The sequence below is a fragment of the Shewanella sp. BJSY2023SW005 genome (assembly GCF_047314585.1).
Taxonomy (GTDB): Bacteria; Pseudomonadota; Gammaproteobacteria; order Enterobacterales; family Shewanellaceae; genus Shewanella; species Shewanella algae.
The window spans coordinates 1-25263 of sequence record NZ_JBKORJ010000049.1 but is presented as its reverse complement, the minus strand read 5'-3'; the positions used below and the strand labels follow the sequence as shown (position 1 = coordinate 25263).

The following is a 25263-nucleotide window of genomic DNA, read 5'->3' as shown; positions in this document are numbered from 1 at the left end:
AGTTACAACAATTCATAACTACCGGCAACCCGGAACCAACCGGCTATGCTGGCACGATCTTTATGGGTTGGCAGTACTTCATGGGGGAAACGCTCGCTCAGGAAGATCACCAGAGTGCCCATTCTCGGCGGGATCTGCTCAAGCAGTGTGTCGTCCTCTTCATAAAGCATCAGCTCGCCACCATCACCCTGTTGCCAGTCGGGGTTAAGGAAAAATACCGTGGTCAAGATCCGGTTGCGACTGCCCCGCAGCGCATCCAGGTGTTTACGGTAAAAAGTACCAGGGCGATAAAAGGCGTAATGGCTTTCATAATCGAATAGCCCCATAAACAGGCGCCGGTTAAGCCCATGACGCAAGCAGGCCATGTATTCCAAATAGTCGGCATCCGGTTGTTGTGCTTCATTCAACCAGCGGATCCTGTCTGAACGTATCTCCTGTTCGCGAACACGCTCATTGCCACGGCCGATTTCAGCCCAGCGAAAACTCTCTACCGGCGAGTGGTTAACCTTATCCAGCAATGCGCTACTCAACGTCTCCGGCAGCACATCCTCAAGCACTATGTATCCCTTGTCCGTAAGTGCATCGGCAATCCTGTCCAATAGTTCATCGTTTAACAGCGAAACCAAATGGGTATCCTCTCTGAAATGCTGCGGCTGTTATTGCCTGCTTATTGACAAAGCCACAACCTAAAAAGCCCCCACTTGAATAAAGCGGGGGCCGATTCTGATAGCAGCGGATACTAGAGCATTCGATTTGGGCTGACAATCAAAATAAAACTTTCAATTCATATAGTTACAACACTAACCATCTATTCTCAAAGAGGCTCTTCAAGCTAAACAGGGTGCAAATTCAAGCGCTTGAGTTGTAGCTTGAATCCATTGATGGGAAAAATCGGCTCGCGCCTGTGGGGAAGTTAATTATCTTCTATACTCTCAAACAGGATTATGACTGTAAAACAGTGAATTATGGGATCAGAACGTCAACCAACGCGTCAGTTCTATGTTCGTGCCGCCATCATAGCCGCCGAACTGGAAAAGACTCAGGGCCATTGCAAAGAGATTAATATCATCGCCAGCAATGCCCAGGCGGCATCGATTCGTGCCGGCAGCATGGCGCTGGGCTTTAAGGCGCTGACCCACTCCATCGACGAACTGGCGCATTTCACCACCCACTCAGCCGCAAGAATCAATCATCTGGCACAGACCATCAGCCGCCTAACCAGCGAGCAGACCCGAGTCCGCAAGGCGATGCTGCAATTTGCCCGCGCCAGGGAGAAAGCCCGTAAAGCCCGTTATGGCGACAGCATCATGCCGGCGCTGGAGAAGAACAGCCAACACTTTACGGCCCTTGAGCAGCAGTGCAAACGCCTGAGCCTGGATATTGAATTGCAACTGGAAGAGCTCTGCCAGCAGCTGAAAACCGCTAAAGTGCTGGCCTCGCTGTGCCGCATCGAAGCCTGCCGGATAAAGCCCGCCGACCAGGCCACTTTCAACCATGTTGCCAACCGGGTCGATGCTGCTGCCGGGGCGATCCGCACTCAGGTAGATAAGGCGATTCAATTACTTGAACAATAAGGGAGTACAGGGATGAAGAGCCAACTCTTGTTGGAAACCCATAGCCACAAATGGATCTATTTTGGCCGGGATCCGGACAAACCCGACGGCATCATAGACACCAATCAATATATGTTGGTCACTGCCGAGCAGGCTCTGCTGATGGACCCGGGTGGCATAGAGCTATTTGCCCCCATGCTGGCCAATGTGGTTTGCCACATTCCCATAGAGCAGCTCACCCATCTATTCGCATCCCATCAGGATCCCGATATCATCTCCTCCCTGGGGCTGTGGGATCAGACTCTGGAGCGGGCCCAGCTGCACGCGCCCTGGATTTGGGAAGGTTTCATCCGCCATTTCGGGATGGAGCATATCCAATACCAGGCCATTAAAGATCAAGGCGGCAAGCTGACGCTCGATGGCGTAGAGGTGCAGTTTATCCCTGCCCATTATCTGCACGCTTCCGGCAATTTTCATGTCTACGACCCTGTCGGCAAAGTGCTAATGTCGGGCGATATAGGTGCGGCACTGGAAGACACGAATGCCGGGCTATTTGTCGATGACTTTGGCCGTCACACCGAGAAGATGCGCTTTTTCCATCAAAGATGGATGCCCTCCAACCGCGCCAAGCAGGACTGGATAGCCAGAGTGAGAGAGCTGGAGCTGGACTATTTATGTCCGCAGCACGGGCGGATATTCAGGGGCGAGCAGATACCTGAGTTTCTCGACTGGTTCGAGCGCCTGGAAGTGGGGGTTGCGGTAGGCAACTGAGTAAAATAGCTTGATGCCATGAGCTTAGCCCATGGCAAGTTTTCCGCCATTGAGTGTTCGGCAGCTATCAGAGATAGCGGGCAAAGGCGCTGCCCTCTTTGGTGGCTTTGAGCGGCGCTTCAACCACAGGAGTGCCCAGATAGAGAAAGCCCACTATCTGATCGCTGCCATCGAGCCCCAACGCCGTATTGACCGTAGAGTCAAAGGCAAAGGTACCAGTGCGCCATATTCCGCCCAGCCCCTGGGCAAATGCGGCCTGCTGCATCGCCATCACGGCGCAGCCGGCTGCCAATTGCTGCTCCAACTCAGGGACCTTGGGATGATCTTTGGTCTTGGCAACCACAGTGATCACCATAGGCGCCCTGAGCGGCATACCGGCAGCCTTGTTGATAAAGCCCTCGTCGGCACCATCTGCTGTTGCGGCCGCCACAAAAATATCCGCCAGGCGATTGAGCCCTTCGCCGGTAGCAATAATAAACTCCCAGGGCGCCAGGCCACCGTGATCCGGTACTCTGGCCGCGGCATCCAGGATAATTTTCAGTTGCGCCTCATTCGGCGCCGGAGCCTGCAGTCGTGGACATGATTGACGGGTAAGAAGAAGAGTAAGTGCGTCCAATGCGCGATCCTCAGCTGAGATATCAATGACTTCACAGGATACCAAATCCGCCCCGGATCGCCAGAGGCAAAAAAGTCGGACGAGTTGTTTTAAGCAACAATCAGCCGAGGTTAGCGGTTTTGGGCAGCCATTTACGGCCAATAAAATAGTCCACACTGGTGTAACGGCCGCCGCCCATAAACAGCAATACCAACAGCATAATGAAATAGGTGGCCGCAAACTCAATGCCGTTGTTGAGGATCACCAGGTTACCCGAACTGGTAAGCCAGTCGTAATTGCCGTGCTGCTGCAGTATCCCCTTGGCCCGCTCAAGCTTCTCCACCGAAGCCATCACCCTGTCGTTTGCGAGCCAGGATGAGGGATCGGCAATCGCCAGCCAGCCGTTGGACCAGTGCACACTGAAGGCCGCCACCAACATGGTAATACTCATGGGGATAGCCACCAGCCGAGTGGCCAACCCGAGCAGAAGCAACAAGCCACCAAAAAATTCGGTCCCGGCCGCCAGCGCCACCATCACTTCAGGCATGGGCAAGCCCAGCCCCCAGTCCGGATTACCGAACCAGGCCGCTGTGTCGCTGAAGTGGCTGAGTTTATTGTAACCGGCCTGCACCAGCACCGGCGCCAGATAGAGCCGCAATGCCAACGGTGCCAGGCCATCGAAGTGTCGCAGTGATTTGAAAAATGCCGCATAGGTTTGAATGATGGCTTGCATGAAAACCTCCTTATTCGGGGAGTATTCCTGTCATGCTGCAGTTGACCCGGCAATAAGCGATTTTATTTCAGTCTTTACTTTAGAAAGGTGCCAACAAGCCCCATGCCTGCTCTGCGTCCGCTTACGGGCCTGGATGCAAGGCATGTTTTTCCGGGCAAATGGCCCAATGCCCCTTCTACAGACCAAAGACCCGCTTTACGACCCCATAAGCTCAGGGCTATGCCTGACTCAGTTCATCCAGATCGTCAATCAAGTTGCCCAGCTTACGCTTGAAGTGTTTTTGCTGGCGCTCACTCAGGCTCTGGTGCAGTTGCAACAACAGCATGCCGAAATTTTCCGTGTTCTGCGCCAATTTCTGCTTGTGCACATCTGACTTGAGCTCATCGGGCGATGTCATCAGCAGCCGCAAGCGCTGCGCCAACAAGTCAGAATCACTGCGTTGCAGCAAGGCTTGTTTGAACTGCCGGAGCCACTCGTGACGATACTCGAGCCACATATCCAGGGTCGCCAGTCGGCGGCTATTGTGTTCATGGATCAGGGCCTTTTGCTGCTCACTCAAACGCCCCAGCCAATCGGCAAACAGCTCCTCCAGCCGTTCATCCGCATCTTCAATCAGTTGTTCCTGGTTTTTGTCCTTGTATTCATCCACCAGCTCCTGCTCATCGGCCTCCAGTTTGGCTATCACCTGGGCGACCTGCTTGTCACTCAAAGAAGCGATAAGGGGCAAAAGATCGTCAAACACCTGGGCAAACAGCCGAAACCAGTGATCTCTTGCCATATCCACATGATGGCGCCAACTCTGTGGCGTTAAAGTGCCATCGGCAAGCTCGGTTTGCAGCGTTTTTAACTGGGCACTGTATCTGGGTAACTCCTGGCTGCGATGCCAGGCGAGAAAAGGGGCGAGAATGGCGTCAAACGCCTGCTCCTGTTGCCGGTTGAGAGTGACATAATCTTCCAGCTGCCACTCTATGGCCCAATCGAGGAAATAATAGCTGACCTTGGTGGAGCAGGCACTGAGCGCAATAAGCAGCGCCAGGGCAATAACAATGCGTTTCATCCATTAAATACTTTAAGTTGGCTAAGGCCAGGCGACAGCTTCCCTGCCTGACTCATTGATGCTTTACAAGATGCCAGAAGTCATCAAACCAGTCGAGATAAGACTGCTGCTGATTGTCCCAGGCCATCTGCAAGGCCCAGCAGCAGGCAAACAGCCAGTAGACATCGACGGCTGCAGCCACGGCCTGGTGGGCATCGTCGGTTAAATGCGGATGCTGCTCAAGATAGTGATAAATGAGCCACTGCTGCCCCTCGGCGCTCAGTTGATGGGATGACAGCACCCCGGCCAACTCAAACAGCGGGTGGGAAGCGCAGGCATATTCAAAATCGACGCACTTGAGTCCATCCTCGGCCAGCAGCAAATTATGAGGATTGAGATCCCTGTGACAATACTGAGGCCTCAGCAGACAGGCCTCCAGCCGAGTGTTGCACTGCTCGAATAACCCTTGGGCCGAATGAAGTTGCATGAGCCGCTGTTGCCAGCTTGAAGGCTGCCCCCGGCTCAGAGCCATATCATCGAGCCGCTCCAGATAGATGCGCCACTGCTCGGCAACACTGATGTCGAGCTTGGGGGCCGGCAAGCCCCTCAGCCCCAGCAGCAACTCCAGCAGTAAGGCCTGAGGTGATTTGCCTTGCTTGGCTCCCAATACAGCGTCTGAGCCCAATTCATGTTTAGACTCATGTCTAGGCCCATGTTTAGATTCATGCTTAGAATCATGTTTGCGCTCAGGCAGGCCAGAGAAGCTGTTGCGATTAACAAAGGCATTATGAGCCGCGCTTGCGATCTCGGCCGCGCCTTTGGATGCGAGTAACTGCTGCCAGTTGGCTTGCGGCGCTTGTTCGATAAAGCGGCTCAGATATAACCCCTTGTCAGCGCTGACCCAAATCAGCCCTGGTGCCAGGTTCGCCTTCTCGGCAACCCGCCAACATGCCAGTTCGTTGTTTCTGTCGCAGATACGGTCTGAGCCCGGGGAGTTGACTCTCAGCACCATTGACTCGCTACCGGCCTGCAAGAGCCAGTTTTGGTTGCTTAGCCCAAGGGTGAGCGGCTTGGCCCCCTCAAGCGGCCACAACTGTAGCCGCTTGAGGGCGGCGTTGAGCTCGCAGCTCAAACCTTCACCCAGACTGGCTTCAAGTTTTGTCAGTGGTTTGCCTTTCATGCCGCACCGCTTTCAAGCTGTGAGGAGTCGCGACCGCGGGACTCCTGAGCTCTGGCGCGCCAGATAAAGTATCCGGCTACCGCCATCCCCACGTAGAGCACAAACAAGAGTGAGGTCAACATCAAGCCCTTGCTTAAATAGAGATAGATGGACACCAGATCGATAACCACCCAATAGAGCCAGTTTTCCAGCACTTTGCGCGCCACCAGAAAAGTCGTCATCACAGCAAAACAGCTGGTTGCCGCATCCAGGTAGGGAAAGGCTGCCTGAGTGAAAGTCGCCATCATATGACCGACAAACAGAGACACCAACCCAGTCAACAAAGTCAGCACCAGGTGCCGCTGCCAGGGCCAGGAGGTCACAGCCACTCCTTGATGGTTTTCCCCACCCCGGCGCCAGAGCCAGTATCCGTACAACGCCATCGCCATGTAATAGACGTTGAGCACTGACTCCATCAGCAGCGCGACTTTCCAGAACAGCACAGTGTAGATGGCAGTGCTGGCAAAGGCTGCCGCCCAACACCAGATATTGGCTTTCATGGCCAGCAGCAGATAGGCCAAGGCCAATACCACGGCTACCACTTCCCAGGCGCCCATGCCCTGGGCCTGAGAGCCGGCCTCGGCGAGCCAGTGCCAGAATTCACTCATGGGTTATTCCCTGTGGCCCAAGTTCAGCTCACCGCCGATAAATTTACAGACAAACACCGCCTTGCCAAATTTCTCGTGCGCTGCCTGCATCTCAGTGGCCAGCATGGCCATCACCTCGGCATAATCTCCGCACACCTGAGTCGCCATGGCATTGGTGGTTCTCTCTATGTTGGCATAACTGTCCAGGCGCTTGATAAACCATTGAATAGGCTCCAGATACTCATCGTGGAGCGGATACATGCTGATTTCGGCAGTTAACTTCATTTTACATCTCCTGTAATGAACCGGGGCGCTGCAACACGCCCCGGCCGACAACGGCTTATGCCATCAGATAAATTTGACCTTGAAGGTCACACCAATCTGGCGTGGATCCCCGTAGCGGATATATTGTTTCTCGGCCCAGTCCTGATCCGGCTCATTGCCGAAGTAGAAACCGCGCACGCCGTATTTTTCATCGAACAGGTTGCGGCCCCAGAGGTAAACCGACCACTTGTCGGCCTCATAGCCCAGCTTGGCGTTGACCACTTGATAGTCTTCAGAGCGGGAGTCATTACTGTCTGAGTAGTAGAACGCACTCTTGCCGCTGCTGTTGAGGTTGGCAAACCAGCCCATGTCATTGCGCCAGGTCATGCCGAGACTATAGGTCCATCTCGGCGAGTGGGCCAGTTCCCGGCCGCTGAGATCCACAGGGTTGCCATATTTATCCTGATACAGGTAATCACCGTATTCTGTCTGCAGATACCCAAGGCTGGTGTAGAACTGCAGTGAATCTGTGGGATACCAGTTGGCTTCCAGCTCGGCGCCATAGTTATTGGAGCTGCCGGCGTTTTCGGTGAACAGAATAAAGCGCTGGGGATCGACAGGATCCTGCAGCGAGGCCGCTACCTGCTGATCTTCCCTGTCCATAAAGAACAGTGCCAGACGTGTATCCAGCAAGCCATCGGCCCAACTGGATTTCAGCCCCAGTTCATAGTTGTAGAGGATTTCGGTATCGAACTCTTTCTTGTCGGCCAGCTCCTGGGGCAGCGTCATATTAAAACCACCGGCCTTGTAGCCCCTGGCTATCCGAGCATAGGCTTCATGGTGTTCAGTCAGAGCCTTGGACAGGGCGATATGGCCGCCCCACATGTTTTCCAATGGGCTAAAGGCATCACCATTGCTGTCGCTGTAGTCACTCTCACGTCGCTCGATACGAGCACCGATAGACAGGCTGTAGCCCGCCCCCAGATCTGAGTCCAACTGGGCAAACACTGCATAGTTACTGGCGCTGTAGCGGGAAGTCAACACTTCATCCGGCCAGCTGTTGTATTCAGAGTAGAGATCATTGTCCTCATCGAGATCCATAAAATAGAGCCCGGCCAGCCAGTCTGTGCTGCCGCCGAAAATCCGCCCGGCCTCGTTAGAGCTGAATCTGAACTCCTGTGACAGAGTGCGCCGCTCGCCGCGTTTATCCCAGGTGTAATCGTACTCACAGGGTGCGCCGCCGCACTCTTTCCCGGCCCAGTAATCCGGGTTGGCCCAGTCACCGTCGTAACCGTGATGATGATCTGTAGCGGCATAGCTTGACAGGGACACCAGCTCAAAAGCCTCAAAGCCGGTATAACTCAGCTTGAGACTGGATCCCGTGGTGCGCTGCTTGTCGACGCCCGGCGCATCGGTAATGGTATCGAAGCCGTTATTGTCCAGGGTCCAGGCATCATAACCATTGTCAAAATCGGCGTGCAGTAGAGTGAAGTCCGCCTGCAACTTGTCGGTGGCGTACCAGCGCAGCTTGATACGGCCGCTGAATTCATCGCGCTCATTGGTATCGTCACGGCCCAGATACAGGTTGTCGCGATAACCGTTCTGCTTGTGTTGCTGCAGCGCCACACGATAGAGCAACTTGCCGGAATCTGTCACTGGGCCGGAGCTGAAGCCGCTGAAGGTTTGCAGATTATCATTACCGAGCGAGACTTCGGCGCCGTGCTCGAACACGTCTGTGGGATCATTGCTCTTGAGATAGATAAGACCAGCCAGGGCATTGGCGCCATAGCGGGTACCCTGGGGGCCGCGCAGCACTTCAAACTGCTGCAGGTCGTACAGGCTGGAAACGCTGCCCAGCCCGGAGAGATCGATATCGTCGATAATAAAGCCCACAGAGGAGTTGGGCGCTCCCTGGTATTGCTCCTGCTCACCTACACCGCGGATCTGGAAGTATCTTGGCCGGGAGCTGGCACCTGACCAGTTGAAGTTGGCCACATTACCCAGCATGTCTTCGAAATGCTCGGCGCCTTGATCTTCAATGCGCTGCTCATCGATAACAGTCACACTGGAGGGCATCTTCTCCAGCGTCAGGCCACGAAAGTCGCCGCTGACGACTATTACTTCCATGGCTTGTTGCTCATCTTGCTTTTCAACGCCGGGATTATCGGCGGCATGAACGGGTGCCCACAGCAGCATCTGAATGGTGTTGGCAAGCAGAGTAGGTACGGTAAACTTGGACATAGGACCTCAAATATTCACAGTTTGAGATCCGGCAATAAGAAAGCGAGTTGAAAGTGCACGAATTGTGGCCCATTCCTACGCCGGTACTAGCCGGATCAGGTTCTAAGGGTTCGTCATACGACATCTCAGTCAACCGCAATGCGGTAAACACCCCTTGGCGCGGGCCAGTATACACGAGTTACCAACAAAAGTGAGCCAGGTTGCCAAATTGTACCCGAGGGCATAAAAAAACCGCCCACTCCAATACTCCCGAGTGTTGAGCATTCAACGGGAATAATGGCTCGGGCGGCAGTGGTGCCGAGGTTTCAACTTTTAGTTTGAAAAGGCCTCGCGCACATAGATCTCAAAACGGCTGGCGGTCGGATTCGGCGCCACGGCGCTCACCTGCAACTGCTGTTTACCATGCAGCTTGACCGACTTCCAGGACACACCTTCATCATCCAGGGTATAGCCGCTGGCATCATACCAGGTAAACTTGTACTGAATGCGCATATCGGTAGCGACCTTGCTGCTGATGGTGGCTGTGCCTCTGAGCAAGCCGCCCTCGCCTCTGGCCATAAGATCACCGACACTTACAGAGCGGGCAAAGCTGCTATTGTCGATACGGCTTTCACCGGTCGAGCTGGCATACACCCCGGCCGTATGGTTGGCGCAGCCTGCCAGAGCCAGCAGGGTTGCTGCTATTACCAAGACTTTTTTCATCTGCCAATCCCTTATTCTCAATCAATCAAAAAGTGTGCCCGGGCGGTTGCAATCAACTGCTTGCGGTTGGTTTGCCAGCAGTCGATATTGACATTGGCCACTCGCCGTCCCTGACGGGTAATTCGGCACTCGGCGAAGCTGTCCTTATGATAACCGGCACGTAAATAGTCGATGGAAAAATCAACTACCTTGGGCACCTTACTGGTTTGCATAAACACCATAAGCTGGATGATGGCCGACATCTCCATAAACCCGGCTATCACCCCGCCGTGAATGGCCGGCAGAACCGGGTTACCTATGTTGTCATCTTTGGCCGGCAGACGAAACACCAGTTCATCGCCAAACCTTTCAACCAACATGCCAATAAAGCGGGCGTAGGGCACATGCTCAAGCAAGTGACTGAAATCATTGGTTTCTGTCACTTTTGCAACTATGCTTTTTACATCCAGGGATGCCTTGGGATCTGTCATTTCGTCTCCTCACCCATCAGTGCCTTGCGGAAAGTGTCCCCTATCATTTCAGGGCTTATCCGCATAAAGGAACCAACCGCATGGGCGATGGGGTCGTCTATGCTGTCCTGATAGGCAATGGCCCGGGTGAACGCTACGCTGGATGACAACTTATAACACTCGGCAAAACCATACACCGGCTTGTGGGGCTCGGCGGGCTTCATATAGTCCACCCGCAGATCCAAAGTCGGCGAGATCTCCAGCGAACCATATTTGTCCTTGATGGCACAAACCACGGCGCAGCCACTGGCAGTATCCATCAAAGTAGTGATAACCCCACCATGAATAACCCCGGTTTCAGGGTAACCCACCAGCTCGGTGCTGTAAGGCAATTCTATCAGTACATGGTGCTCACTGGCCTCATGCACCTTGAGCCCGAGGCGGCGGCACTGGGCCAACTGGTTGACGAAACGGGTAGCCAGGGTCGTCAGCGGGAAAAACTCCGGATTGACTTTCATGACGCTGAACTCACCATAGGCCCCAAGGCTTTACCGCCAAGCAGATGCATGTGGATGTGGAACACTTCCTGGCCGCCATGTTCATTACAGTTGATGATTAAACGATAACCGTCCTCGGCGATCCCGGCCTCGGTGGCCAGCTTGGCGGCCACAGTCACCATACGGCCTATGGCCTGCTCGTCAGAGGCCTTGGCGTCATTGACCGTGGGGATCAGATGATTGGGCACTATCAGCACGTGGGTGGGCGCCTTGGGATTGATGTCCCGAAAGGCGGTTACCAGTTCGTCCTGATACAGTATGTCCGTGGGAATTTCACGGCGGATAATTTTGCTGAATATGGTTTCTTCGGCCATTTTGCCACTCCGGTGTGTCGGTTCAGGCTCGGCCCAAGGGCCAAACCTCTGTGTTCTTGGCAGTATAATACCATTCGGCCCGGAGATGTAATCGGCCACGGCGATTTGAACCCCAAGCCATTTAAAACTCGGCAAGTAATTGCCGCAGCCTGGCTTTTTTGGCAGCATTGTCGCCATGCTCAGCCGGATAGCACCCAATTTGGCTCCCGGCACTCGCCAACGATTCATACGGATATCAGATGATCAGTTATCAGATTTGCCCCATAGATCCCCACGCTCACCTGTTCGAGGTCAAAATCACCATTCAGGCACCGGCTCCGAAACAGGAACTTTGGTTGCCATCCTGGATCCCGGGCAGCTACATGGTTCGCGATTTTTGTCGCAATATCATAGATATTAAAGCCTTTGATGAGCTGGAGCGTCCGCTCAGCATTACTCAGCTTGACAAGCAGCGCTGGCTGATAGATTCCAATGCCGAATTGCTGCAATTGCGCTACTCGGTTTATGCCTGGGATATGTCGGTGCGCAGCGCCCACCTGGATCAGACCCACGGCTTTTTCAACGGCAGCAGCGTCTTTTTGGCGGTGGCCGGCAAAGAGCTTGAGCCGCTGGAGCTGGAAATTCTGCCCCCGGAGGAGGAAGCCAACTGGCAGCTGGCAACAACCCTGAGTCGAATCGAGGGTGAAGAGTGGCAGTTCGGCCGTTTCAGCGCCGCCAACTATGATGAGCTTATCGACCATCCGGTGGAGATGGGCACCTTTACCCACGGCAGCTTTGAGGCCTGTGGCGTGCGCCATGATGTGATACTGACCGGGCGTCACCGCTGCCACATGCCCAGACTGCTTGACGATCTCAAGGCTATTTGCGAGAGCCAGATCCGCCTCTTCGGTGAAGCGCCGTTTGAGCGCTACCTGTTTATGACCCAGGTATTAGGCAATGGCTTTGGAGGACTGGAACACAGAGCCTCCACCGCCCTGCACTGCTCCCGTAAGGATCTGCCGCTGAGTATGGAGATGCCGGTCAACAAGGATTACCGCACTTATCTGTCGCTCTGCAGTCACGAGTATTTCCACAGCTGGAACGTCAAACGCATTAAGCCTGCCAGCTTCATGCCCTATGCGCTGGAGGCTGAGGCCTACACCCGTCAGCTGTGGGCTTATGAAGGTATCACTTCCTACTATGATGACCTGATGACACTCAGAGCCAACAGGGTTTCCAATGAGCAATATCTGGAGATGCTATCCCAGACCATGACCCGGGTGTATCGCATGCCGGGCAGGCAGTTGCAGAGCCTGACAGATTCGAGCTTCAATGCCTGGACCAAGTTCTACAAACAGGATGAAAACGCCGCCAACGCCATCGTCAGCTATTACACCAAGGGAGCTTTGTTTGCCCTGTATCTGGACTTGACTCTGAGACTGGAAACCCAGGGAAAATACGCACTGGATAACCTGATGCAAAAGCTGTGGCAGGCCTTTGGCAGACAGGGGATAGGCACGGAAGATGACTCTCATCGCCGCCTCTATGAGGAGCTGCTTGGCCGGGATGCCAGCGCAGAATTTGCCTTTCTGGATAATACCCAAGAATTGCCACTGGCGCCCCTGCTGGCGCAATTCGGAATCGAGATGCAGCTTCGCAGTGCCCAAGGCGCTCAGGATCAGGGCGGCGGGGATGTTGAGGGGCAAAAAATCGGCTTCGGAGCCCGCTACAAGGCTGAAGCCCTGGGGTTACGAATTGTGAGTGTAACCAACGGCAGCGCGGCTCACAGCGCCGGGCTCGCGGCTCAGGATCTGCTGATTGCCGCCAATGGTCTGCAGGTCGGCGCTCAATTTGAAAATGAACTGCAACAATATGAGCCCGGCGATAGTCTGGAGCTGCACTTCTTCCGCCGTGATGAACTGATGACAGGCCAACTGCCTATCAACCCGGCGGCAATAGATACTGTGTCACTCAAGCTCACCGATCCAGCCAAAGCCAAGGCCTGGCTGGGTTAACTACCTGAGCCTTGACTCTCGGCCACATCGGCCATCAAGTGACGCTGGGCCCAGGCCATCACCTGGGCTCGGTTGCTTAAATTCAGTTTGCGAAACACCCGATAGAGATGGGTCTTGACCGTACTTTCACTGACATAGAGGGAAGTGGCAATCTGTTGATTACTGAGCCCGGCCAGTAGTGCCTGCAGCACCTCCCGCTCCCTGAAAGTCAGCACATCGCCACTAAGCTCTCCCTTGGCCAGCCGGGATTGCAACTCAAAAGGAATATCGCAGCCGCCCTTCTGCACAATATCCAGGCCACGGCTCAACTGTGCCAAGGTCGCCTCGGGATAGAAAACCGCCTTGACCACAGACGGCAACAACAGGCATTCATACTCCACCCTCCTGGGATAATGCAGTAACACCACTTTGCAACCGCGATTCCTGGTGGCCTGTTTAAGAATCTTATAGCCCAAGGCCGGTTCCACAGTGGCCAAATCCAGCAACAACATGTCGACATCAGCTCTCAAGGCATCTGTGTGCCATCTATCGGGAGATAAGCAGGACAAGCGTACCAGAAACTCCTGCGGCCAACGGCTATCCATCAGCTCGGTCAACAGCGCGGATCTGGAAACCACCAGCCAGTGCATCACATTGAACATAGGCTGCCCTCAGCTAAAAAACCCAAAAAAAATTTACATTAACGCAACATGAGTGTCAAAGCAGACAACTGCTTGAAATGGAAGTACAGATTCCTTACCAAAAACTCAAAATGAATAAGAGTTAACTGAACAAGCGCCGCTACAGGCGTTAACATAAAGGGGGAAAACAGATCTGGGGGATCAAACATGGAAACAAATACTGCGGGCGAAGTGCGCCTGTCTCGCTATAAGGCATGGGATCTTCCCACTCGCCTTTTTCATTGGATAAACCTGCTTTTGGTGCTGCTGCTGGTGATCATCGGCGGGGTAATGATGTTCAAATCTGACTTCGGGATCAGTGGTCTCGACGCCAAAATCGGCCTGAAGACACTGCACGTATGGATAGGTTATGCCTTTGCCATCAACCTGGCATTCAGATTACTGTGGGGATTATTCGGCCCTATCAAGGCGCGTCTTGGTAAACTACTCCCCAAAAAAGGGGAATTGGCAAGCTATCGTGCAGCACTCAAGAAAGGCGAAAACCCACAATATCTCGGCCATAATCCGGCGGGCAAACTGGCGGTCATCGCCTTATTGGGTTTGCTGACGCTGATCATGGTGACAGGTTTGGTGCGAGCCGGTACTGACATCTTCTATCCACCGCTGGGCGGCATGGTTCAGGAATATATCGCCGCCGATGGTGTTGAGCCTGCCAGCCTCAAACCCTATGATGACACAGGCGTTAATCCAGACAAGGCTACAGCGATTAAGGGCGCCAAGGGCTTGGCGGGGAAAGTACATGTCTACAGCGTATATCTGTTGCTTCTCTTGGTATTGCTGCACATAGCCGCGGTGATCCACGCCGAGCGTAAGCGTCAGCCTGGTATTATTTCTGCTATGTTTTCCGGCAATAAATATCTGCCAACAACGCCGGTGGATAAAGACTGACTGAGACATTGGCTCACCACACAGAGCCAGAGATAGGCACCAGCCAGAAACAATAACGCCGGCATCAAGCCGGCGTTGTCATTCGAGCGATATGCGCTTCTTATTTCAGTATGCTATCTGAAGTACGGCCATCATCGTGGCAGCTATCGCAGGTAGGCTTTTGACCTACGTTCATGTCGTGGGGAGCATGGCAATCAGCACACATCAAGGCACCATCGTGTGGCTTGTGTACCGCATCCATTTCTGCCAGCGAACCGTGACAGCTCTGACACTGTTCAAATTCATAGGCGCCGTCAGCTGAAGGTGAACCATCGGCATGACAGCTTTCACAGCCACCCATATCCGCGTGGAAATCTGACAGCTTCTGATCTTCTGCAAAAGCAGATGGTGACATGGCCAGTGCGGCCAAACCGGCACCAAACAACACACTCAAGAGTTTCTTGCTCACAATAATATCCTCCGATGATGACAGTCGAGCAAAGGTTCTTATGTCAGGTATGACCTTTGTCTCACTATCAGTAAATAGCACGACTTGGATTAACTTAGCCAAGCTTTTGCCAATTGGCAAACTAATTCTGAGTCGCCGCCACTTTAACAACTTGCGCAAAAGCAAAATGTGCGCTGAATCATGTAACCATCGGTTAATTACGGAATTTTACATTTAATTTACACATAAGCATCTGTATCAATAAGCGTTTCAACAGCATAAAAAAAGGAGGCCAACCGACCTCCTTAAGAGAAAGTATTGCTAAATTATCCGCGGTTTCTCAGCGCTTCGATACGCTTTTCAAGCGGTGGGTGACTCATAAAGAGTTCGGTCATTGAGCGCTTGCCATTGATACCGAAGGCCGACATATTGGCCGGCATGGCACCGGTTTCCGGCCCGGTGCGCAGACGTTCAAGCGCCGCAATCATCTTGTTCTTGCCGGCAAGACGAGCGGCACCTTCGTCGGCGCGGAACTCACGGATGCGGGAGAAGTAAGCCACCACCATGGACGCCAGAATACCAAACAGCATATCCAGCACAAATACCACAGCCATATAAGCTATGGTGCCCAGGCCTTCACCCTCTTCATCGTTGCTGGCAACAAAGTTATTGATGATACCGGCAACCACACGGGCAGCGAAGATAACAAAGGTGTTCACCACGCCCTGGATCAGGGTCAGAGTCACCATGTCACCGTTGGCCACATGGCTGACTTCGTGCGCCAGTACGGCTTCCACTTCATCGGCACTCATGCCGTAAAGCAGACCTGTACTCACAGCCACCAGAGAGTTGTTTTTGCTTGGGCCTGTAGCAAAGGCGTTCAGTTCAGGCGATTGGTAGATGGCCACTTCCGGCATCTTGATCCCGGCCTGCTGTGCCTGACGGGCTACAGTCTCGAGCAACCAACGCTCTGTGTTATCTCGGGGCTGAGTGATCACCTCACAGCCCATAGTCTTCTTGGCCATCCACTTGGAAATCGCCAAGCTGATAAAGGCGCCACCAAAACCGAAGATCGCCGCAAACACCAGCAAGCCACCCATGGTTTGAGTATTGACACCCAAAATAGACATGACGATCGATGCCACCAACAGGATGGCAAGGTTAGTCAAAATCAATAGAAATACACGCTTCATATCAGCTCCTGTAAGGTACCCTTGTACCGGAATTGCGTCATTGCAGACATAATATGTCCACTTGGCGGGAATTCAAGTGGGAAAAGGTAAATTATTGTTTAGCTTTCCCGCCCAAACGCCCCGGTTACGCAGAGGAAGCAGTCTAGGCAGGCTTGATTAAATCAAACTTAATCAATTGCCCGAGTGCGGCTTTTTAAGGCGACCGAAAACACCGGCGGCGATTGTTGAGTGTAAAGGCTTTTTGTTACCATCAAGCAACGCAAATCAATCTGAAGGACAGCGACGATTATGACGATAAATACCCTGCTGCTCAGCAGCTCCCGCGCTGGCGACACCCCTTACCTGGAACATGCCCTACCCTTTATTGAGCCTATGACAGAAAAGGCCCGCAAGTGGATATTTATCCCTTATGCCGGTGTCAGCATGAGCTATGACAACTATCTGGAAGCCGTGGTTAATGGCCTGGCACCATTGAGGTTGGATATCTCCTCTATCCATCAACATGGCGATCCCAAGCAGGCTATTCGCGATGCTGACGGCATTCTGGTTGGTGGTGGCAATACCTTCCACCTGTTGCATGAGTTGTACCGCTACGATCTGCTGCATCTGATCAAAGAGGAAGTCGCCGCCGGCAAACCCTATATTGGCTGGAGTGCAGGTTCAAATATTGCCGGCCTCAGCATACGTACCACCAATGATATGCCTATTATAGAGCCGCCATCATTCAGTGCCCTTGGCCTGCTGCCACTGCAAATCAATCCGCATTACAGCAACTACAAGGCGCCGGGTCACAATGGTGAAACCCGGGCCCAGCGCTTGCTTGAGTTTACCTGTGTCGATCCCAAGACGCCGGTACTGGCCATCCAGGAAGGCAGCGCCCTGTTGCTGCAGGACAATAAACTGAGTCTTTTGGGAGATAAGGAAGCTTATCTGTTCAGCGGTGTAGAGCAGGAGATCCCCGTGCCTGTAGGCAGTGATCTTTCCAATCTTTTGAGCTAAAAACACTTGGCCCTACGGGGCCTTGCTGCTTTTTAACTCCAGGGCTCAACCGGGCACTTTGGCCAGCAGAGGGCTCAAATCCAGGTGCTGAGACATGGCCTCGGCACTGGGATGAGCCAGATGCGGCACCACTCCCAACAGCGGCGCCTGCATCAAGTCTTTAAGGCTGGCCAGGTTTTCATCGAAGCGACTCATATCGGCTTCGGCGCGATTGGCCACCCAACCGGCGATTTCAAGCCCATCGGCGCGGATCACTTCCTGGGTCAACACGGCATGATTAAGGCAGCCAAGCTTCATTCCCACCACCAGAATCACGGGCAGAGCCAGTCCCTGCACCGCTTCCGATAAGAAACGCCCCTCCCCCAAAGGCAAACGCCAACCACCGGCCCCTTCTATCAGGCAGAAATCGGCCATGGCATATTGGGTAAAATCCAGCGCTGCCAGTACCGCCTCGGGGCTGATATCCAGGCCGAGATCGGCGGCAGCAATATGAGGGGCAATCGCCGGCTCAAAACTGAAAGGATTCACCTTGTCGTACTGCAGTTTCAGAGTGGATTCATCCATCAAGGCCAGGGCGTCCGGGTTTCTCAGCCCGTAAGGGGTGTTGTGGCAACCCGAGGCCAGGGGTTTTACCCCCAAGGTTTTCAAGCCATGCTCGACTCGTGCCTTATGCAGCAGCGCGGCCCCGACCTGAGTCTTGCCACTGTCGGTATCTGTACCTGTTACAAAAAAAATCATCGCTGAACTACCCCTACAGCCAAAACATCAATGGTTATTTTCGGGCCTGAACCATTACTATCCTGTATGTCAGCGGCATTCCCTTGTCCGTTCTAAGGACTTCGGCCTGCCCGTTAAGTGTATGCCAAAAACCCTTTCCCTTGAGCCCGGCACCTGAGTTTTTGTCGGCGCCGACTGAAGCGCCGACCCCCTTGATGGAGTAAAGCAATTCCCTGAGATTGGCAAAATGGCACTGAAAGGTGCGGCTTTGCGTGTGCAAGCTCTGCCAGGGATGCTGCGCCAGCGCTTGCTCCAACTTATGTTCGGCTGCAAACACCTTGACTCGCAGCCCCAGCGTCTGTAATTCGGGCAAACTGCCCCGGGCCACTATAGCTAGGCGCGCCGAACCGCCCGGGCGCATGACCCGAAAAATCTCTGCCAAGGCGGCCGGAATATCGCCGCACCACTGCAGCGCCAGATTGGAATAAACCGCATCAAAACTGTCGTCGCCAAAGGGAAGCTGCTCGGCATTACCACAAACAACCTGATAATCGGGGAAATTTCCCTTCAGCTGCTTGAGCATTCCGCTGGCGATATCCAGGGCGGTCACGCTTTGGGGGCCGAGCGTGGCAAAAGCCGTGCCCGGACCTGCACCTATATCCAGCAGTTTTCCTGAGTGTGGGCAATCGTCCCAGTCAAGCAAGGCTTCGGCCGTCAGACGCTGCACCCTATTGTGGCGCTCATAAGCGGTTGCCGCCTTGGAAAAGCGCCCGGCAACATCCCCGAGCGGCACGGATTGCACCAGGCCTGCGTGACTGGCCAGAGGCTCATGACTCATGTTGCTCATGCCATCAGCTCCGCCAATGCCGAGGCCAAGGCCAGTATATCCTGCTCCCTGTGCTCGGCGCTCAGGGTAATACGCAGTCTGGCACTGCCTTTGGGGACTGTGGGTGGCCGAATCGCCCCCACCAGGAAGCCGCGTTCCAAAAGTCTTGCCGCCAGCGCCATACACTTGCCACTCTCACCCACCAACAGAGGTTGAATTGGCGACTCAGATGGCATCAAGGAGATCCCCGCCTCTTGGCAGCTGCGGCGAAACAAAGCGATATTGGCGTTGAGGCGCTCAAGCAAGGGCTCTTGCTGGATCAGCTCCAGGGCCTTGAGCACGCCCATACAGCAGGCGGGTGACAGCGCGGTGGAATAGATGTATTCACGGGCATTGGCCACCAGATAGTCTATCAATTCCTGCGAGCCCACAATCGCCGCGCCCTGACCACCGAGCGCCTTACCAAAGGTCACCAAACGGGCAAATACAGGCAGGGATGATGACTCAAATAGGCCGAAGCCGTGAGCATCATCGAGAATAAGCGGGCTGCCGTGCTCTTGGCACAAGTGGCTCAATTTACCGAGCGGCGCCCTGTCGCCATCCATGCTGAACACGGTTTCGGTGAGCACAGCGCTGCCGGGATGCCGGACCAAAAACGCTGTGGCGGCCGCCATATCGTTATGGGCAAAACGCCGTATTTTGGCCTTTGAGTCGCGCAGGCCATCTATCATGGAGGCGTGCACCAATTTGTCGGCAATCACTGTATCTTCGGCGCTAAACAGGGTTTTCATCAGCGCAGTGTTGGCGGCAAAACCACAGCTGAACAGTAACGCCGCTTCTGCGCCTAGCGTCCGGCACAGACCTTGTTCCAGCTTGAGATGCGCCTCGCTGTAACCCGAAACCAGAGGTGAAGCGCCGCTGCCGCAGCCATAGTTCTCTGCCCCCTTGGCAAGCGCAGAGATGACCTTGGGATGACGGGCCAGGCCCAGATAATCATTGGCGGCAAAATCCAACAATGGTTTGCCTGTGGCTTGGGCTTGGGCAACAGGATGCAATAGTCGCTCACGGCCGGACGCTGCTGCAAAGCAGCGTCTTTGCCTGAGCAAGCCGCCGCGCATAAGCTCTTCACGGCGGCGGGCCATTTTGTCCAGCAATGAGGTCAAGTTACAGGGCTCCGGCGTCGTAAAACTGTCCCTGAGCCTTGTTATTGATAGCCTCTGCCTTGGCCGCGGCGCGGGCTATTTCAGCGCCCTCTTCCTCGACCGTGGCGGCCTTACCCTGCTCCGGGGTCAATCCCAGACGGCGGAACAGGCTCATATCGTCATTTTCTTCCGGGTTGGCGGTGGTCAACAGCTTGCACCCATAAAAAATCGAGTTGGCCCCGGCAAAGAAACACATGGCCTGCAGCTCATCTGTCATATTTTCACGCCCGGCCGACAAGCGTACCCGCGACAAAGGCATCATGATTCTGGCCACGGCTATGGTGCGCACAAACTCCAGCGGATCCAGGTCGTCCAGGCTGTCCAGCGGCGTACCGGCCACCTTGACCAACATATTGATAGGCACAGAGTCGGGATGTTGCTCCAGATTGGCCAACTGCTGCAGCAAACCCGCCCTGTCGGTGGCCTGCTCGCCCATACCGACAATCCCGCCGGAGCACACCTTCATACCGGCGGCGCGCACATTGGCCAGGGTGTCCAACCGCTGCTGATAGGTGCGGGTGGTGATGATGTCACCATAGTATTCCGGCGAGGTATCCAGGTTATGGTTGTAGTAATCCAGCCCGGCTTCGGCCAGCTCGTTGGCCTGGTTTTCGCTGAGCATACCCAGGGTCATACAGGTTTCCATCCCCAGGGATTTAACCTCCTGCACCATCTGCTTGAGATAAGGCATATCGCGTTCATGCGGGTTACGCCAGGCGGCTCCCATGCAGAAACGGGTCGCACCGGCGGCCTTGGCGCTTCTGGCCTCTGTCAATACCTTTTCCATCTCCAGCAGACGCTCTTTTTCCAATCCTGTGTCGTAGCGGGCGCTCTGGGGGCAATATTTGCAGTCTTCCGGACAGGCACCCGTCTTGATTGACAACAGACGACTGACCTGAACTTCATTGGGATTGAAATGGGTTCTGTGCACGCTGTGGGCACGAAACAACAAATCATTCATCGGCAGGGCAAAGAGGGCTTCAACCTCTTCACGGCGCCAGTCATGGCGCAGCTCTGTATTGGACATATTCTGTGTTACCTGAGTCTGATCTATTTGTTGCTGAAGCCGATTTTCCCGATTAATCCATCGGGATCCGGGTTCAGCTGGCTGCTTGAAGGCCTGAATTATTTTCGTTAGCATACCCGCGACGCCCTCACTGTCAACGCCAACCAGTTGCACAGGTTTACCTTTGGTTAATATATGAGCATAGATTATTGTTTTGACCGTCAGCATATCTGGCATCCCTACACTTCCATGAGCCACACCCTACCCGTTTATGGGGTTAAAGCCGCCGAGGGCGTACGCCTGACGCTGGAGGATGGTCGCGAGCTTATCGACGGCACCAGCTCCTGGTGGGCCTGCGTCCATGGTTACAGCCACCCGGCAATTCTCAACGCCATGGAAGAGCAACTCAAACGCCTGAGCCATGTGATGTTCGGAGGGATCACCCATGAGAGCGCCATAGAACTGTGTCGCCAACTCATCACTATCACCCCGGAGCCACTGACCAAGGTGTTTCTGGCTGACTCAGGCTCTATTTCGGTGGAGGTGGCGCTGAAAATGGCGCTGCAGTACTGGCAAGGACAAAACAAGACTGAGAAAAACCGCATCATGACGGTCAAGCAGGGCTACCATGGCGACACGTTCGCCGCCATGAGCGTCTGCGACCCGGAGGGCGGCATGCACACCATGTTTGGTGACAATGTGGCCCGGCAACTGTTTGCCCCGGCGCCGAGCACACCCTTTGGTGAAACCGCTAAAGCAGATGACATCGCCGGACTCGAAGCCATGCTGGCCGAGCACGGCAAGCAAACCGCCGCGCTGATCCTCGAGCCCATAATGCAAGGTGCCGGTGGCATGTGGTTTTACAGCGCCGACTATCTCAAGGCGGCTAGAGCCCTGTGCGACAAGTACGATGTGCTGCTGATCCTGGATGAAATCGCCACAGGTTTTGGCCGTACCGGTAAGCTGTTTGCCTGCGAACACGCAGACATAGCGCCGGACATCATGTGTGTCGGCAAGGCGCTCACCGGCGGCTATATCAGTCTGGCGGCGACGCTGTGCAGCGATAAAGTGGCGGCGGGTATAGACAGCTCCCCTGCCGGCGTATTTATGCATGGGCCGACCTTTATGGCCAATCCTCTGGCCTGTAGCGCCGCCCGCGCCAGCCTGGCACTGCTGGCAAGCGGTAAGTGGCAAGCTCAGGTCAAGGCCATTGAAACTCAGCTTAAACAGGAACTGGCACCGGCAGCGGTACTGCCGGGAGTCAAAGCGGTACGGGTGCTTGGCGCCGTTGGGGTACTGGAGATGCACAAACAGGTCAATACCGCGGCGCTGCAGGCCGAATTTGTTGCCCGCGGCGTGTGGATCCGTCCCTTTGGCAAACTCATCTATATCATGCCGCCCTATGGTATCAGCGCAGAAGAGCTGAGCTGCCTGAGCCAGGCCATGCTGGAAGTGGCCGCACTGACGAGCGAGCAAAATCAAGATGACAGCGCCTTCGTCAGTCACGGCTGAGCCCGCTACACCTCAACTCTACTCAGGACAGCAAAAAAAGCGGCTCAAATGAGCCGCTTTGTCTTGAGGTAAACCAAGCCTTGCAGGGAATGTTTACTCAATAGAACCCTTTTAGAACTTATGGTACTTATCGATACCAAAGGTTCTGCCGGTGTCATGGCAAGTCGCACAGGATTCGGCACTTGGCTGCTTGAACCACTCAACAGCCGGGATATCCACGCTGATATCACCGCCATTTTGGCTCATATGCGCCTTGGCCGAATCACTGGTGTGGCAGGCATAACAGTTTGCGGTGACCGGGCTGGTCATCTTGCTGCCGGGCTCCAGAATATACTGGTTGGGCACAGCGGCCAGCGACAGGCCATCCTGGTGACAGGCTACACAACTGCTGGCCGGTGCAATCGCTGCGGCGCCGTTGGCTTTTCCTGTCTGACTCCAGTTACCATCGGCATCCTGAGCCACTTCACCGACGGTAGCCCCCTTACCCCAGTGCCAGCTGTGGATCATGGGACCGAAGCCGGCACCATAATCGGCGCTGGTGCGGGCCATTCCGTTGCCGTGACAAGCGATACAACCCTTACCACCGTTATCGAACTCACCGTTCTTGTGGAAGGCAGTCACATCGTTATGGCAGGTGATACAGCTGCTGTCAGCCACCACCTGACGCCGATCAAAGCCGGAGATCTTGCTGCCATCGGCCGGACTGATCACATCTGAGTAAGCTGTGAAGGAGACCCCCATGGAGCCGTCATAACCATTGGCACGAATGCGATCACCTGTCTGACCACGTACCTTGCCATCATAGTACTGCCAACCTTCGCTGGAGAAAGTCACCCGCGCCGAGAACATATAACCGGCATTCTCATAACCTGCGGCTATGTTGGCCGCCGCATAACACACAGTGCGGGTACCATCGGCATTGTCCGTCTTGGTTTCTGAGTTACGGGCGCCCGGGCGGCCCACCAAGCCATGGTTGTCATAGGCATGCAAGTATGCGCCGGCATAGACTATCGGCTTGGCGGCAACATAACCTGCGGTGGCATAATCGGCATTATAGTTGTTGCCGATATTGACCAGATTACCCTCTTTATCCTTGACACTGATGGTAGAACACCAACCACCGGCACCATCGGATTCAGGGGTAGAAAGCGCCACTGTGTAACCAAGGCGCAGCGCTTGCAACTTGGTGATCCCGGCTTTCTGTTCATGCAGTTCACGGAAGTCCAGACCATTTGAAGGCACTATGTCTCCGGCCGGTGTCCCTTCTTTACCATGACAATCGATACAACCAGGGCCGGTAAAGTTACTGTTGATCGGCGCATCAGTATGGCAACTGCTGCAGTTGAGCACGCTGAAGTCCTTGCTGAACTCCCTGTGATTGATGTGACCTATCTTGGATAAGGCATTGGTGGCATAGCCACCGATGGAGAATCCTTCATCATTGGTCGCTGCGCGACTGACTGAGCCGTGACAGACCAAGCAACCTGCCACAAAATCCACTTCACCGTCCATGCCTTCAGCCACGTAGCTGGCGTGACGACGAGGACTGAGTGAATAATCCACGTGACAGGCATAACAGGCTTCTGTTGTGGTACCAGGGCGGGATTCCACTTTGCTTATATCTTAACCAAATAACAACTCTGAGCGAAATGTAGGACTCCAACCAGCACGGCGGCGCTTACCTGCCAGACTGTCTTTTTTGCCTTGGTGCTGCCTTATCGCACTCAGAGCCGCTCGGTTAAATAGGGCGAGATGCTTTGCGCCATCAGGATCCGTTACCTTCAGCGCATCTTCGCGGAAGACCACATCCAGCACCCAATGGAGCTGATTTTCTACCCCCCAATGCTCTCGAATAGTCCTCGCGGCCTCTTCGGCATTGAGCGGTAAGGAACTGACATACCAGCGTGAAGAACATGATGTTATTCCATCGACTGTCCGTTCACTGGCAACTTCGATAAATGAGGTGATGTGCGGCCACTTTTTCTTAAGTTCCGCTGATAATTCTGCTTCTATCTGCATGACTGTTCGGCGCTCCCTGCGGCCATGACCCATGTTGAACTGCTCAAATATAGCCAGTTCTGGCTGCTCATACGCTTTACTGAAGCTGGTTTTGACTGCTTCAAATAATCCCGGCTGGTTCGACTTGAGCTGAATAATGAAATCACCGTTCCCCTGTTTAATTTTGTTCATGGTAGACACCTGACAATGCAGTGCATCCAGCGTCAGAACGGCATTATCCAGTGCCATAGCATCAATCATGTTGCGGGCGACTTCAGCTTCTTTCCCTTTAGAATGTGAACTGTCTTGGTAAAGTGTAATGCCGTTGCCGACATCAAATGCGCTGACAACATGGAGTGCATTCTTAGCATCCTCACTCCACGCCCCGCGCAGGGTTTTTCCATCCAGCGCGATAACGGTTTTCCCTTCCGTTTGCCGTTGCTCATTGATCCAGCCAAATATGGCTTGAAGGAGCAGTTCGCTGTCCAATGCTTTGATTATATTACTGATACAATGCCTTTTAGGGATGCCATTTTCAAATTTTCGGTACAGACGGAGCCAATCTAGCTGTTCTTCTCCGAATTCCTGAATGGACTTCCACCCAGTCGCACCGCTGAGGATAGCACTGAGTGTCAGGAACACCACATCCACTAAATTATGCTTTAGATTGATGTCCTTACGGGGATCGGTAATCTGTTCTAGTTGTTTCAAAAGGGTCATGGTCATCTGTGGATTAAGGGCAAGGCAGATCAGATCATGACCAACCGTAAAAGTTCAATTTAAAGTGGGATCCCGCCCTG

Annotated in this window: 26 protein-coding genes, 1 pseudogene and 1 riboswitch; of the genes and pseudogenes, 6 read left to right on the top strand and 21 right to left on the bottom strand. The window is 54.2% G+C overall.

The genetic code is table 11. The annotated features are described in order from the left end of the window. Nucleotides 1-2: 2 nt before the first annotated feature. A complete protein-coding gene (locus tag ACMHXI_RS14850) occupies nt 3-626 on the bottom strand; it encodes a 2OG-Fe(II) oxygenase (protein WP_025887131.1) in 624 nt (207 codons plus the stop codon). Nucleotides 627-965: 339 nt separating this feature from the next. On the opposite strand from ACMHXI_RS14850, the gene ACMHXI_RS14845 reads away from it, so the two are divergent. Together ACMHXI_RS14845 and ACMHXI_RS14840 are read left to right on the top strand one after the other, a co-directional pair. Then, the gene (locus ACMHXI_RS14845) at nt 966-1574 is read left to right on the top strand and encodes a hypothetical protein (RefSeq protein ID WP_025011204.1); all 609 of its coding nucleotides are present in this window, start codon (nt 966-968) and stop codon (nt 1572-1574) included. 12 nt (nt 1575-1586) lie between these two features. Then, entirely contained in the window at nt 1587-2324 is a 738-nt protein-coding gene (locus ACMHXI_RS14840) for an MBL fold metallo-hydrolase (protein WP_045282669.1), read from the top strand. 67 nt (nt 2325-2391) lie between these two features. Here ACMHXI_RS14840 and ACMHXI_RS14835 read toward each other — a convergent pair whose 3' ends face one another. The 11 genes from ACMHXI_RS14835 to hinT form a co-directional block, all read right to left on the bottom strand. After that, nucleotides 2392-2940, bottom strand: a complete 549-nt coding sequence (locus tag ACMHXI_RS14835) for an NAD(P)H nitroreductase (protein ID WP_062793391.1) — start codon at nt 2938-2940, stop codon at nt 2392-2394. A gap of 100 nt (nt 2941-3040) precedes the next feature. After that, nucleotides 3041-3652: a DoxX family protein gene (locus tag ACMHXI_RS14830; RefSeq protein WP_144361925.1), complete on the bottom strand. Its 612-nt coding sequence runs from the start codon at nt 3650-3652 to the stop codon at nt 3041-3043. Between the two features lie 217 nt (nt 3653-3869). Continuing rightward, on the bottom strand, nt 3870-4709 hold the full coding sequence (locus ACMHXI_RS14825; RefSeq protein WP_413735334.1) for a DUF6279 family lipoprotein: 840 nt from the start codon (nt 4707-4709) through the stop codon (nt 3870-3872). A 52-nt stretch (nt 4710-4761) separates the two neighbouring features. Next, on the bottom strand, nt 4762-5868 hold the full coding sequence (locus ACMHXI_RS14820; protein ID WP_413735332.1) for a phosphotransferase: 1107 nt from the start codon (nt 5866-5868) through the stop codon (nt 4762-4764). Continuing rightward, complete coding sequence (gene pnuC, locus ACMHXI_RS14815; RefSeq protein ID WP_413735330.1) at nt 5865-6515, bottom strand: nicotinamide riboside transporter PnuC; 651 nt, start codon at nt 6513-6515, stop codon at nt 5865-5867. The genes ACMHXI_RS14820 and pnuC overlap by 4 nt, the downstream gene beginning before the upstream one ends. Nucleotides 6516-6518: 3 nt before the next feature. After that, on the bottom strand, nt 6519-6779 hold the full coding sequence (locus ACMHXI_RS14810; protein WP_025011199.1) for a hypothetical protein: 261 nt from the start codon (nt 6777-6779) through the stop codon (nt 6519-6521). Between the two features lie 63 nt (nt 6780-6842). Further along, nucleotides 6843-8999: a TonB-dependent receptor gene (locus ACMHXI_RS14805; RefSeq protein ID WP_413735328.1), complete on the bottom strand. Its 2157-nt coding sequence runs from the start codon at nt 8997-8999 to the stop codon at nt 6843-6845. A 55-nt stretch (nt 9000-9054) separates the two neighbouring features. Further along, nucleotides 9055-9164: riboswitch (TPP riboswitch) on the bottom strand. 147 nt (nt 9165-9311) lie between these two features. Continuing rightward, nucleotides 9312-9701, bottom strand: coding sequence for a YcfL family protein (locus ACMHXI_RS14800; protein ID WP_093983145.1), 390 nt, complete (start codon nt 9699-9701; stop codon nt 9312-9314). 17 nt (nt 9702-9718) lie between these two features. Continuing rightward, nucleotides 9719-10171, bottom strand: a complete 453-nt coding sequence (locus ACMHXI_RS14795) for a PaaI family thioesterase (protein WP_039032743.1) — start codon at nt 10169-10171, stop codon at nt 9719-9721. Beyond that, nucleotides 10168-10668 carry a PaaI family thioesterase gene (locus ACMHXI_RS14790; RefSeq protein WP_028780462.1) on the bottom strand — a complete coding sequence of 167 codons (501 nt, stop codon included), beginning with the start codon at nt 10666-10668 and terminating at the stop codon, nt 10168-10170. The genes ACMHXI_RS14795 and ACMHXI_RS14790 overlap by 4 nt, the downstream gene beginning before the upstream one ends. Further along, nucleotides 10665-11021, bottom strand: coding sequence for a purine nucleoside phosphoramidase (gene hinT / locus ACMHXI_RS14785; protein ID WP_101052958.1), 357 nt, complete (start codon nt 11019-11021; stop codon nt 10665-10667). The genes ACMHXI_RS14790 and hinT overlap by 4 nt, the downstream gene beginning before the upstream one ends. 239 nt (nt 11022-11260) lie before the next feature. Between hinT and ACMHXI_RS14780 the strand changes: the two genes are divergently transcribed. After that, nucleotides 11261-13015: a M61 family metallopeptidase gene (locus ACMHXI_RS14780; protein WP_413735326.1), complete on the top strand. Its 1755-nt coding sequence runs from the start codon at nt 11261-11263 to the stop codon at nt 13013-13015. Here ACMHXI_RS14780 and ACMHXI_RS14775 read toward each other — a convergent pair. Further along, nucleotides 13012-13656 carry a helix-turn-helix transcriptional regulator gene (locus tag ACMHXI_RS14775; protein ID WP_044734762.1) on the bottom strand — a complete coding sequence of 215 codons (645 nt, stop codon included), beginning with the start codon at nt 13654-13656 and terminating at the stop codon, nt 13012-13014. The two genes, ACMHXI_RS14780 and ACMHXI_RS14775, sit on opposite strands and share 4 nt — an antisense overlap. A 186-nt stretch (nt 13657-13842) precedes the next feature. Between ACMHXI_RS14775 and ACMHXI_RS14770 the strand changes: the two genes are divergently transcribed. Then, a complete protein-coding gene (locus ACMHXI_RS14770; protein ID WP_413735324.1) occupies nt 13843-14583 on the top strand; it encodes a cytochrome b/b6 domain-containing protein in 741 nt (246 codons plus the stop codon). 100 nt (nt 14584-14683) lie between these two features. On the opposite strand, the gene cctA is transcribed toward ACMHXI_RS14770, so the two are convergent. Both cctA and htpX read right to left on the bottom strand, forming a co-directional pair. Beyond that, the gene (cctA, locus tag ACMHXI_RS14765; protein ID WP_145840048.1) at nt 14684-15031 is read right to left on the bottom strand and encodes a tetraheme c-type cytochrome CctA; all 348 of its coding nucleotides are present in this window, start codon (nt 15029-15031) and stop codon (nt 14684-14686) included. A gap of 305 nt (nt 15032-15336) precedes the next feature. Beyond that, nucleotides 15337-16203, bottom strand: a complete 867-nt coding sequence (htpX, locus tag ACMHXI_RS14760) for a protease HtpX (RefSeq protein WP_025011003.1) — start codon at nt 16201-16203, stop codon at nt 15337-15339. A 288-nt stretch (nt 16204-16491) separates the two neighbouring features. Between htpX and pepE the strand changes: the two genes are divergently transcribed. Then, nucleotides 16492-17202: a dipeptidase PepE gene (gene pepE, locus ACMHXI_RS14755; RefSeq protein ID WP_215794773.1), complete on the top strand. Its 711-nt coding sequence runs from the start codon at nt 16492-16494 to the stop codon at nt 17200-17202. Nucleotides 17203-17247: 45 nt separating this feature from the next. Here pepE and bioD read toward each other — a convergent pair whose 3' ends face one another. From bioD to bioB, 4 genes are read right to left on the bottom strand one after another with little or no spacing between them, the layout of a single operon-like run. Then, the gene (gene bioD, locus ACMHXI_RS14750) at nt 17248-17937 is read right to left on the bottom strand and encodes a dethiobiotin synthase (RefSeq protein ID WP_025890091.1); all 690 of its coding nucleotides are present in this window, start codon (nt 17935-17937) and stop codon (nt 17248-17250) included. A 37-nt stretch (nt 17938-17974) separates the two neighbouring features. Beyond that, nucleotides 17975-18766, bottom strand: coding sequence for a methyltransferase domain-containing protein (locus ACMHXI_RS14745; protein ID WP_115390179.1), 792 nt, complete (start codon nt 18764-18766; stop codon nt 17975-17977). Beyond that, nucleotides 18763-19908: an aminotransferase class I/II-fold pyridoxal phosphate-dependent enzyme gene (locus ACMHXI_RS14740; RefSeq protein WP_413735321.1), complete on the bottom strand. Its 1146-nt coding sequence runs from the start codon at nt 19906-19908 to the stop codon at nt 18763-18765. Before ACMHXI_RS14740 ends, ACMHXI_RS14745 begins: the two co-directional genes overlap by 4 nt. A gap of 1 nt (nt 19909) precedes the next feature. Then, entirely contained in the window at nt 19910-20974 is a 1065-nt protein-coding gene (gene bioB, locus ACMHXI_RS14735) for a biotin synthase BioB (RefSeq protein WP_044735865.1), read from the bottom strand. 174 nt (nt 20975-21148) lie between these two features. Between bioB and bioA the strand changes: the two genes are divergently transcribed. Then, entirely contained in the window at nt 21149-22465 is a 1317-nt protein-coding gene (gene bioA, locus ACMHXI_RS14730) for an adenosylmethionine--8-amino-7-oxononanoate transaminase (protein ID WP_413735318.1), read from the top strand. A 111-nt stretch (nt 22466-22576) separates the two neighbouring features. Here the strand turns inward: bioA and ACMHXI_RS14725 are convergent. Together ACMHXI_RS14725 and ACMHXI_RS14720 are read right to left on the bottom strand one after the other, a co-directional pair. Then, a pseudogene (locus ACMHXI_RS14725) lies at nt 22577-24085 on the bottom strand (multiheme c-type cytochrome); the annotation flags it as partial. 3 nt (nt 24086-24088) lie between these two features. After that, a complete protein-coding gene (locus tag ACMHXI_RS14720; RefSeq protein ID WP_109248997.1) occupies nt 24089-25183 on the bottom strand; it encodes an ISAs1 family transposase in 1095 nt (364 codons plus the stop codon). Between the last annotated feature and the right edge of the window lie 80 nt (nt 25184-25263).

Bases quoted from the DNA above. Each gene is read 5' to 3' on its own strand.
- ACMHXI_RS14845 (WP_025011204.1), top strand. From the start codon at position 966: ATGGGATCAGAACGTCAACCAACGCGTCAGTTCTATGTTCGTGCCGCC.
- ACMHXI_RS14840 (WP_045282669.1), top strand. From the start codon at position 1,587: ATGAAGAGCCAACTCTTGTTGGAAACCCATAGCCACAAATGGATCTAT.
- ACMHXI_RS14830 (WP_144361925.1), bottom strand. From the start codon at position 3,652: ATGCAAGCCATCATTCAAACCTATGCGGCATTTTTCAAATCACTGCGA.
- ACMHXI_RS14825 (WP_413735334.1), bottom strand. From the start codon at position 4,709: ATGAAACGCATTGTTATTGCCCTGGCGCTGCTTATTGCGCTCAGTGCC.
- ACMHXI_RS14820 (WP_413735332.1), bottom strand. From the start codon at position 5,868: ATGAAAGGCAAACCACTGACAAAACTTGAAGCCAGTCTGGGTGAAGGT.
- pnuC (WP_413735330.1), bottom strand. From the start codon at position 6,515: ATGAGTGAATTCTGGCACTGGCTCGCCGAGGCCGGCTCTCAGGCCCAG.
- ACMHXI_RS14810 (WP_025011199.1), bottom strand. From the start codon at position 6,779: ATGAAGTTAACTGCCGAAATCAGCATGTATCCGCTCCACGATGAGTAT.
- ACMHXI_RS14805 (WP_413735328.1), bottom strand. From the start codon at position 8,999: ATGTCCAAGTTTACCGTACCTACTCTGCTTGCCAACACCATTCAGATG.
- ACMHXI_RS14800 (WP_093983145.1), bottom strand. From the start codon at position 9,701: ATGAAAAAAGTCTTGGTAATAGCAGCAACCCTGCTGGCTCTGGCAGGC.
- ACMHXI_RS14795 (WP_039032743.1), bottom strand. From the start codon at position 10,171: ATGACAGATCCCAAGGCATCCCTGGATGTAAAAAGCATAGTTGCAAAA.
- ACMHXI_RS14790 (WP_028780462.1), bottom strand. From the start codon at position 10,668: ATGAAAGTCAATCCGGAGTTTTTCCCGCTGACGACCCTGGCTACCCGT.
- hinT (WP_101052958.1), bottom strand. From the start codon at position 11,021: ATGGCCGAAGAAACCATATTCAGCAAAATTATCCGCCGTGAAATTCCC.
- ACMHXI_RS14780 (WP_413735326.1), top strand. From the start codon at position 11,261: ATGATCAGTTATCAGATTTGCCCCATAGATCCCCACGCTCACCTGTTC.
- ACMHXI_RS14775 (WP_044734762.1), bottom strand. From the start codon at position 13,656: ATGTTCAATGTGATGCACTGGCTGGTGGTTTCCAGATCCGCGCTGTTG.
- ACMHXI_RS14770 (WP_413735324.1), top strand. From the start codon at position 13,843: ATGGAAACAAATACTGCGGGCGAAGTGCGCCTGTCTCGCTATAAGGCA.
- htpX (WP_025011003.1), bottom strand. From the start codon at position 16,203: ATGAAGCGTGTATTTCTATTGATTTTGACTAACCTTGCCATCCTGTTG.
- pepE (WP_215794773.1), top strand. From the start codon at position 16,492: ATGACGATAAATACCCTGCTGCTCAGCAGCTCCCGCGCTGGCGACACC.
- ACMHXI_RS14745 (WP_115390179.1), bottom strand. From the start codon at position 18,766: ATGAGCAACATGAGTCATGAGCCTCTGGCCAGTCACGCAGGCCTGGTG.
- bioB (WP_044735865.1), bottom strand. From the start codon at position 20,974: ATGTCCAATACAGAGCTGCGCCATGACTGGCGCCGTGAAGAGGTTGAA.
- bioA (WP_413735318.1), top strand. From the start codon at position 21,149: ATGAGCATAGATTATTGTTTTGACCGTCAGCATATCTGGCATCCCTAC.
- ACMHXI_RS14720 (WP_109248997.1), bottom strand. From the start codon at position 25,183: ATGACCCTTTTGAAACAACTAGAACAGATTACCGATCCCCGTAAGGAC.